Origin of the sequence: Streptomyces niphimycinicus, assembly GCF_018883605.1 — a bacterium.
In the GTDB taxonomy this organism is placed as follows: domain Bacteria; phylum Actinomycetota; class Actinomycetes; order Streptomycetales; family Streptomycetaceae; genus Streptomyces; species Streptomyces niphimycinicus.
In genome coordinates, this window is sequence record NZ_JAHLEM010000106.1 from 1 (window position 1) to 13,709 (window position 13,709).

12 protein-coding genes and 1 pseudogene are annotated in these 13,709 nt (G+C 70.6%); 7 read left to right on the plus strand and 6 right to left on the minus strand.

Annotation, left to right across the window (positions count from 1 at the left end):
* Nucleotides 1-188: pseudogene (locus KN815_RS12530) on the plus strand (1-phosphofructokinase); the annotation flags it as partial.
* Nucleotides 189-324: 136 nt separating this feature from the next.
* On the opposite strand, the gene KN815_RS12535 reads toward KN815_RS12530, so the two are convergent.
* Together KN815_RS12535 and cdgB are read right to left on the minus strand one after the other, a co-directional pair.
* Nucleotides 325-1,323: a carbohydrate-binding protein gene (locus tag KN815_RS12535; RefSeq protein WP_216341861.1), complete on the minus strand. Its 999-nt coding sequence runs from the start codon at nt 1,321-1,323 to the stop codon at nt 325-327.
* 251 nt (nt 1,324-1,574) lie between these two features.
* Entirely contained in the window at nt 1,575-3,269 is a 1,695-nt protein-coding gene (gene cdgB, locus KN815_RS12540; protein ID WP_216341862.1) for a diguanylate cyclase CdgB, read from the minus strand.
* Nucleotides 3,270-3,672: 403 nt separating this feature from the next.
* Between cdgB and KN815_RS12545 the strand changes: the two genes are divergently transcribed.
* Nucleotides 3,673-4,173 carry a flavin reductase family protein gene (locus KN815_RS12545; protein ID WP_372458330.1) on the plus strand — a complete coding sequence of 167 codons (501 nt, stop codon included), beginning with the start codon at nt 3,673-3,675 and terminating at the stop codon, nt 4,171-4,173.
* A gap of 183 nt (nt 4,174-4,356) precedes the next feature.
* On the opposite strand, the gene arfB is transcribed toward KN815_RS12545, so the two are convergent.
* Complete coding sequence (arfB, locus tag KN815_RS12550; RefSeq protein ID WP_216341864.1) at nt 4,357-4,785, minus strand: alternative ribosome rescue aminoacyl-tRNA hydrolase ArfB; 429 nt, start codon at nt 4,783-4,785, stop codon at nt 4,357-4,359.
* A 182-nt stretch (nt 4,786-4,967) separates the two neighbouring features.
* Between arfB and KN815_RS12555 the strand changes: the two genes are divergently transcribed.
* Nucleotides 4,968-5,543: a TerD family protein gene (locus tag KN815_RS12555; RefSeq protein ID WP_059142734.1), complete on the plus strand. Its 576-nt coding sequence runs from the start codon at nt 4,968-4,970 to the stop codon at nt 5,541-5,543.
* A 136-nt stretch (nt 5,544-5,679) separates the two neighbouring features.
* Here KN815_RS12555 and KN815_RS12560 read toward each other — a convergent pair whose 3' ends face one another.
* The gene (locus KN815_RS12560; protein ID WP_216341865.1) at nt 5,680-6,270 is read right to left on the minus strand and encodes a Uma2 family endonuclease; all 591 of its coding nucleotides are present in this window, start codon (nt 6,268-6,270) and stop codon (nt 5,680-5,682) included.
* Nucleotides 6,271-6,358: 88 nt separating this feature from the next.
* Nucleotides 6,359-6,940: a TetR/AcrR family transcriptional regulator gene (locus KN815_RS12565; protein ID WP_216341866.1), complete on the minus strand. Its 582-nt coding sequence runs from the start codon at nt 6,938-6,940 to the stop codon at nt 6,359-6,361.
* A gap of 98 nt (nt 6,941-7,038) precedes the next feature.
* On the opposite strand from KN815_RS12565, the gene KN815_RS12570 reads away from it, so the two are divergent.
* The 4 genes from KN815_RS12570 to KN815_RS12585 all read left to right on the plus strand — a co-directional run bounded on the left by KN815_RS12570 (nt 7,039) and on the right by KN815_RS12585 (nt 12,256).
* Nucleotides 7,039-8,049 carry an NAD(P)-dependent alcohol dehydrogenase gene (locus KN815_RS12570; RefSeq protein ID WP_216341867.1) on the plus strand — a complete coding sequence of 337 codons (1,011 nt, stop codon included), beginning with the start codon at nt 7,039-7,041 and terminating at the stop codon, nt 8,047-8,049.
* A gap of 699 nt (nt 8,050-8,748) precedes the next feature.
* Complete coding sequence (locus KN815_RS12575; protein ID WP_216341868.1) at nt 8,749-10,368, plus strand: M4 family metallopeptidase; 1,620 nt, start codon at nt 8,749-8,751, stop codon at nt 10,366-10,368.
* 164 nt (nt 10,369-10,532) lie between these two features.
* Nucleotides 10,533-11,618: an S-(hydroxymethyl)mycothiol dehydrogenase gene (locus tag KN815_RS12580; RefSeq protein ID WP_216341869.1), complete on the plus strand. Its 1,086-nt coding sequence runs from the start codon at nt 10,533-10,535 to the stop codon at nt 11,616-11,618.
* On the plus strand, nt 11,618-12,256 hold the full coding sequence (locus KN815_RS12585; RefSeq protein ID WP_216341870.1) for an MBL fold metallo-hydrolase: 639 nt from the start codon (nt 11,618-11,620) through the stop codon (nt 12,254-12,256). Before KN815_RS12580 ends, KN815_RS12585 begins: the two co-directional genes overlap by 1 nt.
* A gap of 942 nt (nt 12,257-13,198) precedes the next feature.
* On the opposite strand, the gene KN815_RS12590 is transcribed toward KN815_RS12585, so the two are convergent.
* Nucleotides 13,199-13,708, minus strand: a complete 510-nt coding sequence (locus tag KN815_RS12590; protein ID WP_216341871.1) for a flavin reductase family protein — start codon at nt 13,706-13,708, stop codon at nt 13,199-13,201.
* Nucleotide 13,709: the final 1 nt, after the last annotated feature.

Consider the following 13,709-nt stretch of genomic DNA (forward strand, 5'->3'; position numbering starts at 1 on the left):
GGGACGCGGCGGTCGCGGGGCTGCTGTCCGGGCTGGTCGAGGAGGCGCCGTGGCCGGACCGGCTCGCCCGCGCGGTGGCCCTGTCGGCGGCGGCCGTACGGTCCCCGGTGGCGGGCGAGTTCGACCGGGCGGTCTACGACGAGGTGCTGGCGGGCGTCGAGGTGACGGAGCACCCGGCGGCGGCGTGAGGGCGACGGCGGGGCGACCACGGCGGCGCGAGGCCGCCGTGAACACCGCCGCAGGCTCGGAAGCCCCGCAGCCTCTTGGGCCCCGGCTTGGGGCCCCGGCACCTCTCCGGGGCCCCGACCCGTGCCAGTCCCGCGCCTAGCCCTTGGCCTTGGCCAGCCGCATCTGGTCGATGTTGGCGTTGCACTTGTCGCCGCTCTCGCACGACACGGTGATCGTGTTGGTGCCGTGGCTGAGCTGGACGATCGACCAGGTCTCCGTCCAGCCCTTCTCGAAGTCGCCCTTCGGCGCGCCCGTGAAGTTCTGCATGTTGAGCGGCCGCGACTCCTTCTTGCCGTTGATCGTCAGCGACATGCTCTGGTCCTCGCCGGGCACGCTGTACGTGACGTACAGCCGGTACGACTTCGCCTTGTCCACGTCCACGCTCCAGGTCACGGACGCGCCCGGGGCGTTGACGCCCACGTAGGAGCCGCCGTCGGCCTTGGCGCCCTGGATGTCGGTCGCGGGGGCCGCGCCGCCGGCCAGCCGCATCTTCGAGGCGTCCTCGGTGGGCAGATTCCCCTCCGGGGCCTTGGAGGGCCCGGAGGACTCGCCCGGCTCGACGCTGGAGCCCGCGGTGGGCTGGTTCGTCGGATCGGCCTGGTCGTCCTTCTTGTCGTCACCGTTGGTGATCATGGCGACGCCGATGCCCACGAGGACCACCGCGACCACGGCGAGCGCGCCGATCAGCAGCCCCTTGTTGTTGGGGCCGCGACCGCCTCCCCCATGGCCGCCGCGCGGGGCGGCCGCACCGGGCTGGCGGGGTGCCCCGCCGGGCAGCGTCTCGGGGGCGGCGTAGTGGGCGTTCTGCCGACCGTAGCCGCCCTGCTGCTGGCCGTACCCCTGCGGCGGCTGGTTCGGGATCTGCTGGCCGTAGGTGCGCTCGCCCACCGCACGGACCTGGTTGTAGGAGGTGCGGGGAACCCCTGGCTGGGCCGGACCTGGGTAGCCGTAGCCACCGGCGCGGGGGGCGGCACCCTGCTGACCCGGCTGACCCGACTGACCGCCCTGGTCCCCCTGGTCGCCTTCCGAGCGGTACAGGTAGGCGAACGGGTCGTCGTTCTCCGGTGTGCCCGAGCCGTTGTTGCCGGCCGTCATCCCTCGTCACTCCCCTATGCATATGGCCATCGGCGCAGGATCAGAACGCGCCACGACAGCTCATATCAGGGTCGAGAGGGCCTCAACAGGGCGTGTGCTGTCCGGATGGCCAATATTCACGATCGGTTCACTGTCGGCGGCAGGGCCGCATCGGCGCAGCCTACCGCGACCGACCGCTCCCACACCTCATTCGGCCTGTCGGTGCACCCCTCCTACCCCCCGACATATCTCACAACCTCCCACCGGCCTAGCTACCCGGCCCGGCGGCGCTCCTTGGAGCGGGACCGCTTCTCGATATACATGCGCTGGTCAGCGGAGTGCAGCACCTCTTCGGCCGACATTCCGCAGCCCGCCCAGCCGATACCGAAGCTGGCACCCACCCGGACGGCCCGGCCGTCGACCCGGATGGGCGGGGTGATCGCATTGCGCAGCCGCACCGCCAGATCCTGGGCGTCGGCCCGGCCGAGGCCGTCGGCGAGGACGACGAACTCGTCGCCGCCGAGCCGGGCGACCGTATCCCCTTCGCGGACGCCGTTGGTCAGCCGGCGGGCGACCTCGATGAGCACGGCGTCGCCCGCGTGGTGCCCGAAGCGGTCGTTGATGGACTTGAAGCCGTCGAGGTCGCAGAAGAGCACCGCGAGCCCCTTATGGCCGTCATCGGCGTTGGAGTCCTCGTTGGGCGGGATGATGTGCACATGGCCGTCGAACGGGACGCTCTCGGCGGGCGGCGGGGTGCCGAAGCACTCGAAGTCGTCGAAGCCGTGCAGATGCCCCGCCGCGTCGACATAGACCCCGCCGCCGCCCGCGAACCCGCCGTCGGGCGAGCCGGCCGCGTCGTCGTAGTGCCCGCCCGGCCGGGGCGGGGTGGCGCACAGCCGGGCGGCGAGCCGGGCGCGCAGCTCGGCGCTGTTGGGCAGGCCGGTCAGGGAGTCATGGCTGGCGCGGTGGGCGAGCTGGAGCTCATGGCGCTTGCGCTCCTCGATGTCCTCGACATGGGTGAGCAGGAAGCGCGGGCCGTCGGCGGCGTCGGCCACCACCGAGTTGCGCAGCGAGACCCAGAGGTACGAACCGTCGCGGCGGGTCAGCCGCAGCTCGGCGCGGCCGCCCTCGGCGGAGGTGCGCAGCAGGGTGCCGATGTCCTCGGGGTGGACGAGGTCGGAGAAGGAGAAGCGGCGCATCGCGGAGGCGGGGCGGCCCAGCAGCCGGCACAGGGCGTCGTTGGTGCGCAGCAGCCGGCCGTGCTGATCGCCGCCCATCTCGGCGATGGCCATACCGCTGGGCGCGTACTCGAACGCCTGCCGGAAGGACTCCTCGCTGGCCCGCAGCGCCTGCTGCTCGCGCTCCAGGCGCAGCAGGGCGCGCTGCATATTGCCGCGCAGCCGGGCGTTGCCGATCGCGACGGCGGCGTGGAAGGCGTACATCTGGAGGGCCTCGCGGCCCCAGGCGCCGGGGCGGCGGCCGTTGCGCGGTTTGTCGACGGAGATGACGCCGATCAGCTCGCCGCCGGCGGCACCCGCCGCGTAGAGCGGGGCGAACAGGCGGTCCATGGGGTGCCATTCGTCGGGAAAGCGGGGCGCGGGGCCGGGGGTGTGCCACTGCGGGACATCGTCGTCGTCGAGGACCCAGCCCTCGCTGTACGGGATGAAGCGCAGATCGCCCCAGCGGTCGCCCATGGACAGCCGGCGCTCCCAGGAGCAGCGGGAGCCGACCCGCCCGGCCATCAGCGCCTCGGCCCCGGCGCTGCCGCCGACGGCGGCCACGACGAGGTCTCCGTCGGGACGGACGAGGTTGACGGCCGACAGCTCGAACCCGAGCCCGGCGATGACGCCGTCGGCGACGGCCTGAAGCGTGTCGGCGAGGCTGCGGGCGGTGTTCAGATCGGCCACTACCTGGTGCAACTGCCGCAGTGTCGTAAGGCGGATGTACGGCTCCGACTCGGTCTCCATCGATCGCACTCCCCCGAGACCTCGACAGCAAACTCCTGGCGTCTTGTCGTCCGATTGCCACGGCCACTGAATCACAGCGAGCTGTTCACTCGGTACACAGGGTCAACAATTACTGGCTGCTGTGATTCATGTCACAGAACGTATTCACTTCTTTAACGGCGGGGATGGGAGCGCTCCTAGTTTTTGTGAACGCAAATTCCGGAACGGCGATACCTGGCCATGCAAGGCAGCCGCCTTCACCGCCCGAGCACCCTCCGGCCGGCGCCCGGCCTACGGCCGATGGCCTAGCCCACCGTGGTCCCCGGGTCCGATGCGGGGAGGGGGCGGGGGCGGTTAGCGTCGAAGGGTGTTCCCGACGACTCCTTCCAGTCCAGCCGAGCCCGCCGTCCCCCATGCTGGTGGGGTGAGCGAGGACGAATTCCGTGCCGCGCTGGCGCGGCTCACCGCGGGCGTGGTGCTGGTGACCGCGCACGACCCGGAGGAGGGGCCGCGCGGCGAGGACGTCGGCATGACGGCCACCGCGTTCATGTCAGTGTCACTTGACCCGCCGCTGGTGATGGTGAGCGTTCGCAACGGTTCACGGATGGACGAGCTGCTGGAGCGACAGCCGCATTGGGCGGTATCGGTCCTGTCGGAAGGTCAGCGGCACATCGCGGGACGATTCGCCATGAAGGGGCGCATCAGCGACAGGTTGCTGTTCGAGGACATGCCCGTGGTGCGGGGCGAGCACACCGACGCCCCGCTCGCGGTGGGCGCGCTGGCGGTACTGGAGTGCCGCACCGAGCAGCGGGTGACGGCCGGGGACCACACGCTGGTGGTGGCACGGGTGCTCACCGCGGCGGCACCGGCCGCGGAGGGCGGGCCGCTGACGTACTTCAGGGGGCGCTACCGGACGCTGGGGTGAGGGCGGCAAGGGGTGGCCGCCAAAGAGCACGGAGAGCGGGGAGAGCGGGGAGTCCGGTCGGCTCGATCCCCGTCGGTCCCGGGTCCGGTGTTACGTCCCGGGCCGGTGTTACGTCCCGGGCCGGTGTTACGCCCCGGGTCCGGTGTTACGTCCCGGGTCCGGAATTACGTCCCGGGTCCGGTGTTACGTCCAGCCCCGCCCCGTACGCCCCCGCTTGACGTCACCGCGCTGCTTCTTCTCGCGCAGCCGCCGCTCGTTGAGGCCCCGGGGGATCCGGGTGGGGCGGCGCGGTTTGGGCGGTGGCGCGGTCGCCTCCGCGAGCAGCGATGCGAGCCTTATGGCGGCCGTCTCACGGTTGCGCCACTGCGAACGGTGCTCGGCGGCCCGTACGGTCACCACCCCGTCCACCAGCTTGCCCGCCAGCCGCTCCAGCGCGCGCTCCTTCCACACGGGCGGCAGCGCCTCGGTGCGGGCGAGGTCGAAGCGCAACTCGACCCGGCTGTCGCTGGTGTTGACGTGCTGTCCTCCGGGTCCGGAGGACCGCGAGAAACGCCACATCAGCTCGGCCTCCGGCAAGGAGACCGAACCTCGGATGACATAGGGCGCGGGCATGCGTCCATGGTCGCCTGCCGACCCCGGCGGCGTCATCCGGTTATCTCGTCACACCGCCGCATCAGGGTTTGGCAAAGAAAGTAAAGGGAGCTGGAACCTGTCGGGCTGTTCATGGCGTTGTGGAGGGTGACGACGGCTTCGCCCGTCGCCTCGAATCATCGAGACCACGAAAGGGACTCCCCATGGCTGTAAGCCTGTCCAAGGGCGGCAACGTCTCGCTCACCAAGGAGGCACCGGGCCTGACCGCCGTCACGGTCGGCCTCGGCTGGGACGTCCGCACCACCACGGGCACCGACTTCGACCTCGACGCGAGTGCCATCGCCGTGAACGCGAACGGCAAGGTCTACTCCGACCAGCACTTCGTGTTCTTCAACAACAAGTCCACGCCGGACCAGACCATCGTCCACACCGGTGACAACGTCACCGGCCAGGGCGAGGGCGACGACGAGCAGATCAACGTCAACCTGGCCGGTCTGCCGGCCGACGTGGAGAAGATCGTCTTCCCGGTCTCGATCTACGACGCCGAGTCCCGCAGCCAGAACTTCGGCCAGGTGCGGAACGCGTTCATCCGCATCGTCAACCAGGCCGGCGGCACCGAGATCGCCCGCTACGACCTGAGCGAGGACGCCGCGACCGAGACCGCCATGGTCTTCGGCGAGCTGTACCGCAATGGCGCGGAGTGGAAGTTCCGTGCCGTGGGCCAGGGCTACGCCGCCGGTCTCGTGGGCATCGCCCAGGACTTCGGCGTCAACGTCTGAGGTTTCACCGGCGCGGAAACACTGAGGGCCGCCCCACACCAGGGGCGGCCCTCGCCATATCGGCGCCCATAAGGCGCTCATAGGGCGCTCATAGGGCGCTCATAGAGGCTTGTAGGGGAAGGAGGTGGGACCGGGGTCAGAACTCGCTGGTGTCCAGGTCGAACCCGAGCGGTTCGGGCAGCGACAGCGGCTGGGAGATGTCGACCTCGACCTTGCGGGTGTACCTCTTCCCGGCGGGCAGCGAGTGCAGCACGGCCTGCTTCCGTTCCCGGTCGATCAGCAGATAGAACGGAATGCCCGCCGCCGCGTAGCCCCGCAGCTTGGGCCCCCGGTCGTTGTCGGCGGTCGAATGCGAGGTGACCTCGCCGACGAGCATCACCGCTCCCGGGTCGTGGTACTCCAAGGAGTCACCGAAGCTCCCCTTCGGCGCGATGACGAAATCAGGAACGACCTTGCCGGTTGGTGACGCATCCGGAACGCGGAGTCCGACGCCGGTGTAACGCCCCAGGTCCTTCCTGTGGTCGCGTACCTGCCCAGTCACTTCCGACACAATCTCTTCGTGCTCACCGTTAGCGGGAGGCACCACGTGGATTTCTCCTTCGATCAGTTCCACGCGCCATCCCTCGGGGGCTGCCGCGCTCAACGCCACGAAGGCTTCCTCGACCGATGAAGCGGTGCTCTCGCCACTGTCCGCGCGCGCCTCGCGCTCGGGGGCCGTCAGTACCACGGTGGACCTCCTTCGTACGGAGCGATGGTTCCAGCGTAGGCGAGCGGTCCCGGGCGGTCCGGCCCGTAGTCACCCGTTCGGAGGACGATCAGCCCCGCGTGCCGAAGGCGCCCGAGACCGCCTGGGAGAGGGCCCGCTTGCGGCGGTCGTGGGCCGCGGGCGGGTCGTCCGGGGCGGCTGTGGCGGAGAGTCCGGAGGCGGACCAGGTCAGGGCCATGGCGAGCACCAGCGCGAGGACGTCCTGGGGGTCCATCGAGGCGGTGAGGCGGCCCTCGCGCTGGGCATCGGCGATCGCCTGGAGTTTGCCGGCGACGGTGGCCGATGACTCGGTCACCAGATTGTTGGTGGCCACCCCTTCGAGCCTCGCCCAGGTGGCCAGGCGGATCAGCTCCGGCCGCTCCACGGCGGTGTCGTAGAGCCGCACGGCGTACTGAGGGAGGTCGTCGGCCGTGAACGGCACGGAGTCGACGACGACATCGGCATGGCGGCGGAAGACGGCGCCGAAGAGGCCGAGCTTGTCTCCGAAGTAGGCATAGAGCTGCGCCTTGTTGATGCCCGCGGCGGCCGCGATGCGGTCGACCCGGGCGCCCGCGATGCCATGGGCGGCGAAGTCGGCGGTGGCCGCCTCGAGCAGGCGGCGGCGGGTGGCATCGCTTTTCCGGGGAGACACGGGGCTCAGATTACCAACCGGTTAGTTGCCGGCGGGGGCGCTGCCGCGTAGCGTACAAAAATCCAACCAACTAGTTAGTTAGAAATGGGGTGGGGCGCATGACCGTGCGCGCATACGCGGTGGAGCGGGCCGGTGGCCCTGTTCAGCGGCTCGAGTACGAGCCGGAGCCCCTGGGGCCGCTGGAGGTCGATGTCGCCGTGACGCACTGCGGCGTCTGCCAGACCGACGTCGGCATGGTCGACGACGCGCACGGCTACTCCCGGTACCCGCTGGTCGCGGGCCATGAGGCGGTCGGCGTGATCGCGGCCGTGGGCAGCGCCGTCGACGGTGGGCAGCTCGCCGTCGGCCGGCGGGTGGGCGTCGGCGCGGTGGCGGGGGCGTGCTTCGCCTGCGAATGGTGCCTCAGCGGTCGGCAGTATCTGTGCGCGGACAAGGACGACACGGTGCTGCGCGGCGACCGCGGCGCGTTCGCCACCCGGGTGCGGGCGAGCGACTGGCGCTACGTCCAGCCGATACCCGACTCCCTCGCCTCCGAGCACGCGGCGCCGCTCCTGTGCGCCGGGATCACCGTGTTCTCGGCGATCACCCGGAACGGCGTCCGGCCCACCGACCGGGTCGCCGTGGTGGGGGTGGGCGGTCTGGGCCATCTCGCGATCCAGTTCCTCGCCAAGTGGGGCTGCCAGGTGACCGCCATCTCCTCGACGGCGGCGAAGGCGGACGACAGCCGCCGGTTCGGCGCCCATGAGTTCGTCGCCGCGCAGGAGGGGCTCCAGCGGGTCTCGGGCTCGTTCGACTTCATCCTCTCGACCGTCTCGGCCGATCTGCCGTGGGACGCGTATCTCGCGGCGCTGCGCCCGCACGGGACGCTGTGCGTGGTCGGCGTTCCCCACGGGCCGTTCGGCTTCCAGCCGTTGAGCCTGCTGCTGGGCGAGAAGCGGCTCGTCGGCGGCCTCGTGGGGTCACCGGCGGAGAACCGGCGGATGCTGGACTTCGCGGCGCGGCACGGCATCCGCCCGGCCGTCGAGACTTTCCCGGTCGCGCGCCTGGACGAGGCGCTCGACCATGTCCGCCACGGACGCGCCCGCTATCGCGCGGTGTTGGAGTTCTGAGCCGGGGCCGCACGCCTCCCGGACGCCGAGGCCGCTCGCCTCCCGAAGCGGGGTCGCGCCCGTCCCCGCCGCCCTGGCCCACGCCGTGTTGGCGGAGGCCACCGTCGAGCGGCGGGACGGTGCGGGTGGGGGCCGCCGCCGACACCGGGCCGGGTGCCCGCCCCGCCGCGGACGCTGCTCGCCGCGGACAGGAGGCATCTCGCCCCGAACGGGCCCACAGGACGGCGGAATCCCGCCGCGGAAAGCGCGGCCGCGCGCCGCTCGGCACACAGATCGTCTTCTCGTCGCGTACACGGCAACGCGGCCCTCCGGCGCCGCCAACCGGCCCGCCGCGCTCGCCACCTGGGCGGTTGGCCGGTCCCGGCCCCCGGGGCGGCCGGCGGCGCCGATCCAACAGGGGCATGACGTAGCGGCATAAGTCGGCATCAAACAACTGTTGTTGCCTCATGGCTCGCTGACCGAATTCGCCCCCACTTGAACAACGTGGAGTCAAATTCTTGTTACGCGCCTACCCGAATCGATAGTTCGATGACAATCTCTGGTCGGCCCGCTGCGCGTCCTCCGACTCCGCAGTAGGGACATCACGCACCGCTATGCGCACCACTCGCACCACTCCTGCTCGACCGGACGGCCCACCCATGGCCGTCCGTACCCCCTACGCAGGGCCGCGACCCGGCGGCCCCAAGGCAAGGAGACCGAGTGAGACCCATCGCTTCCTCCCCCCGTAAGAAGACCGTCCGCGTGGCGGCGCTCGTCGCCTCCGCCGCCATGGTCGTCATCGGTGTGCAGTCCGGCCAGGCCAGCGCCCAGCCGGAGCGCTCCCGCGAGGCGGGCGCCACGGCGCTGCCGCTGACCGCGGGCGAGCGCGCCACCGCGATCAAGGCGGCCCAGGCCGACGCCTCCGCGCAGGCCGAGTCCCTCGGACTCGGGGCCAAGGAGAAGCTCCTCGTCCGCGACGTCATCAAGGACGCGGACGGAACCGTTCACACCCGCTACGAGCGCACCTACGCGGGGCTGCCGGTCCTCGGTGGCGACCTGGTCGTCCACGAGAAGGCCGGCGGCGCGCGCTCCGTCAACAAGGCCACCGGCGCCCGGATAGCGGTCAAGAGCACCGACGCCGCCGTGACGCCCCAGGCCGCCTCCGGCACCGCGCTGAAGGCCGCGCCGAAGGCGACCACCGGCGAGAAGGCCAAGTCGCCGCGGAAGGTGGTCTGGGCGGCCACCGGCAAGCCCGTCCTGGCCTGGGAGACCGTCGTCACCGGAACGCAGGCCGACGGCACCCCGAGCGAGCTGCACGTCGTCACCGACGCCGCCACGGGCGCGAAGCTGTCCCAGTGGGAGGGCGTCGAGACCGGCACCGGCACCAGCAAGTACAGCGGCACGGTGCCCCTGGGCACCACCAAGAGCGGCTCCACGTACAGCCTCACGGACGCCACCCGTGGCAACCACAAGACCTATGACCTGAACCAGGGCAGCTCGGGAACCGGCACCCTGTTCACCGACGCGGACGACGTATGGGGCGGCGGGCGCCAGACCGCCGGCGTCGACGCGCACTACGGCGCGGCCGAGACCTGGGACTTCTACAAGGAGTTCCTGGGCCGCAACGGCATCAAGAACAACGGCGTGGGCTCGTACTCCCGCGTCCACTACGGCAACAACTACGTGAACGCCTTCTGGCAGGACTCCTGCTTCTGCATGACCTACGGCGACGGCTCGGGCAACGCCAACGCGCTGACCGCCATGGACGTGGCCGGCCACGAGATGAGCCACGGCGTGACCGCGGCCACGGCCAACCTCAACTACGCCGGTGAGCCGGGCGGCCTCAACGAGGCCACCTCCGACATCATGGCCACCGCGGTGGAGTTCTACTCGGGCAACTCCGCGGACGTCGGTGACTACCTCATCGGCGAGAAGATCAACATCAATGGCAACGGCACCCCGCTGCGCTACCAGGACAAGCCCAGCAAGGACGGGGCGTCCAAGGACTACTGGTCCTCGACGCTCGGCAACATCGACGTCCACTACTCCTCCGGTCCCGCCAACCACTTCTTCTACCTGCTGTCCGAGGGCAGCGGCGCGAAGGTGATCAACGGCGTGAGCTACAACAGCCCGACCTACGACGGCTCGACCGTCACCGGGATCGGCCGGGACAAGGCCATCAAGATCTGGTACCGGGCCCTGACCACGTACTGGACCTCGACGACCAAGTACGCGGGCGCCCGTACCGGCACCCTCAGTGCCGCGTCCGACCTCTACGGGGCCAACTCCACCGAGTACAAGGCGGTCGCCGCCGCCTGGACCGCGATCAACGTGAAGTAAGCGGTCCGCCGAAGCGGTGACGGGCCGCACCGGGGAACACCGGTGCGGCCCGTTCCGGACGTGCCCCGTCATCCGTGTCGTAGCCGCTGGCCTGTCGTAGCCGATGGCCTGTCGTAGCCGCTGATCGCCTGTCGTAGCCGGTGGTCGGCACTTACGCTGCTGTCATGACTCAACAGGTACGCGGCGTGGTGGCCCCCGGCAAGGGCGAGAAGGTCAGGATCGAGACGATCGTGGTGCCGGACGCCGGCCCCGGCGAAGCGGTGGTGAAGGTCCAGGCGTGCGGCGTCTGCCACACCGATCTGCACTACCGGGAGGGCGGAATCAACGATGAGTTCCCCTTCCTGCTCGGCCATGAGGCGGCGGGCATCGTGGAGTCCGTGGGCGAGGGCGTCACGGAGGTGGCCCCCGGCGACTTCGTGATCCTCAACTGGCGGGCCGTCTGCCACGAGTGCCGGGCCTGCCGCCGCGGCCGTCCCTGGTACTGCTTCAACACCCACAACGCGAAGCAGCCCATGACCCTGGCCGACGGCACCGCGCTGACCCCGGCGCTCGGCATCGGCGCGTTCGCCGAGAAGACGCTGGTGGCCGCCGGGCAGTGCACCAAGGTCGACCCCTCGGCCGCGCCCGCCGCGGCCGGGCTGCTCGGCTGCGGTGTGATGGCCGGCATCGGCGCCGCGCTCAACACCGGCAACGTCCAGCGCGGTGACTCCGTCGCCGTGATCGGCTGCGGCGGTGTCGGCACCGCCTCGGTCGCCGGGGCGCGGCTGGCCGGGGCCGCGAAGATCATCGCGGTGGACCTGGACGAGCGGAAACTGGAGTGGGCCCGTTCGTTGGGCGCCACCCACACCCTCCACGCGGGCAGTGCCGATGTCGTCGAGGCCATCCGGGAGCTGACCGACGGCAACGGCGCCGACGTCGTCATCGAGGCGGTGGGCCGCCCCGAGACGTACCAGCAGGCGTTCTACGCCCGCGATCTGGCCGGCACGGTCGTCCTGGTCGGCGTCCCCACCCCCGAGATGAAGCTGGAGCTGCCGCTCCTGGACGTCTTCGGGCGCGGCGGGGCGCTCAAGTCCTCCTGGTACGGGGACTGTCTGCCGGACCGCGACTTCCCCATGCTGATCGACCTCTACCAGCAGGGCCGCCTCGACCTGGACGCGTTCGTCAGCGAGACGATCGGGCTCGAGGACATCGAGGAGGCGTTCGCCAAGATGCACCGCGGCGAGGTGCTCCGCTCGGTGGTGATGTTCTGATGACCCCTCCGCCCGTACGCGTCGACCACCTCGTCACCTCCGGCACCTTCTCGCTGGACGGCGGCACCTGGGAGGTGGCCAACAACGTGTGGCTGATCGGCGACGACCACGAGGTGTACGTGATCGACGCCGCGCATGACGCCGACGCCATCGCGGCCGCCATCGGCGACCGCCGGCTGCTCGGCATCATCTGCACCCACGGCCACGACGACCACATCGACGCGGCCCCGGCCCTCGCCGACCGCACCGGCGCGCCGATCCTGCTGCACCCGGAGGACGAGGTGCTGTGGCGGATGCGCCACCCGGACCGCGCCCCGGACAAGCCGCTGGCCGACGGCGACGTCCTCACCGTCGCGGGGACCGAGCTGCGGGTGCTGCACACCCCCGGCCACTCCCTGGGTGCGGTCTGTCTGCACGCCCCCGCGCTGACCACGGTCTTCTCCGGGGACACCCTCTTCCAGGGCGGCCCCGGCGCGACCGGGCGCTCCTACTCGTCCTTCCCGACGATCATCGAGTCGATCCGGGAGCGGCTGCTGACGCTGCCCGCGGAAACGCTGGTCCGCACCGGCCACGGTGACTCCACGGTCATCGGAGACGAGGCCCCGCACCTGGACGAGTGGATCGCGCGGGGGCACTGAGCCCGGAGCACCGAACCCCCACGATCGAGAAACCCACACCCCGACAAGACAAGCAGATCGCCCGGGGGCACTGAGCCCGAAGCACCGAACCCCCGCGACCGAGAAACCCACACCCCGACAAGCCAACCAGATCACCCGGGGGCACTGAGCCCGAAGCACCGAACCCCCACGATCGAGAAACCCACACCCCGACAAGACAAGCAGATCGCACGGGGGCACTGAGCCCGAAGCACCGAACCCCCGCGACCGAGAAACCCACACCCCGACAAGACAAGCAGATCACCCGGGGGCACTGAGCCCGAAGCACCGAACCCCCGCGACCGAGAAACCCACACCCCGACAAGCCAACCAGATCCCCCGGGGGCACTGAGCCCGAAGCACCGCACCCCCACGATCGAGAAACCCACACCCCGACAAGCCAACCAGATCCCCCGGGGGCACTGAGCCCGAAGCACCGCACCCCCACGATCGAGAAACCCACACCCCGACAAGCCAACCAGATCCCCCGGGGGCACTGAGCCCGAAGCACCGCACCCCCACGATCGAGAAACCCACACCCCGACAAGCCAACCAGATCCCCCGGGGGCACTGAGCCCGAAGCACCGAACCCCCACGATCGAGAAACCCACACCCCGACAAGGCAAACAGATCACCCGGGGGCACTGAGCCCGAAGCACCGAACCCCCTCGATCGAGAAACCCACACCCCGACCAGGCAAACAGATCACCCGGGGGCCCTGAGCCCGAAGCACCGAACCCCCTCGATCGAGAAACCCACACCCCGACCAGGCAAACAGATCACCCGGGGGCCCTGAGCCCGAAGCACCGAACCCCCTCGATCGAGAAACCCACACCCCGACCAGGCAAACAGATCACCCGGGGGCACTGAGCCCGAAGCACCGAACCCCCACGATCGGTCAGTCCCCGGCTCCGGGGGCCGCGCTCACCAGACCGCGGCCCCGGGGGCCGTTTCGGCCACCGACACCGGGCGCTGGAAGGACCGGTCGTAGTAGACCAGCGGGGCGTCCTCGCCGACGTGGGCCGCCACGACCCGGCCGATGAGGACGGAGTGGTCGCCGCCGTCCACCACGCGGTGCAGTGCGCAGGCGACCCGGGCGACCGCCTCCGGTATGCCCGGCAGCCCCAGCTCCATCGGCAGGGTGTCCCCCGCCGCGAACCGGTCCGCACCGGAGGCGGCGAAGCGCCTCGCGATGTCCGCCTGTCCCTCCGCCAGGATGTTGATCATGAAACTCCCGGTGGTGGTGAACGCCTCATGGGTGCTCGCGGTCTTGCCCAGGCAGATCAGCACCAGTGGCGGGGCCAGCGACAGCGAGCTGAACGAGCTGCCCGTGAACCCCCATCTGCGCCCGGACGCGTCGACCGTCGTGGCCACCGTCACGGGGGCGGGCACCCGGGCCATGGTCCGGGTGAACTCCTCAGAGGTGATGGTCATC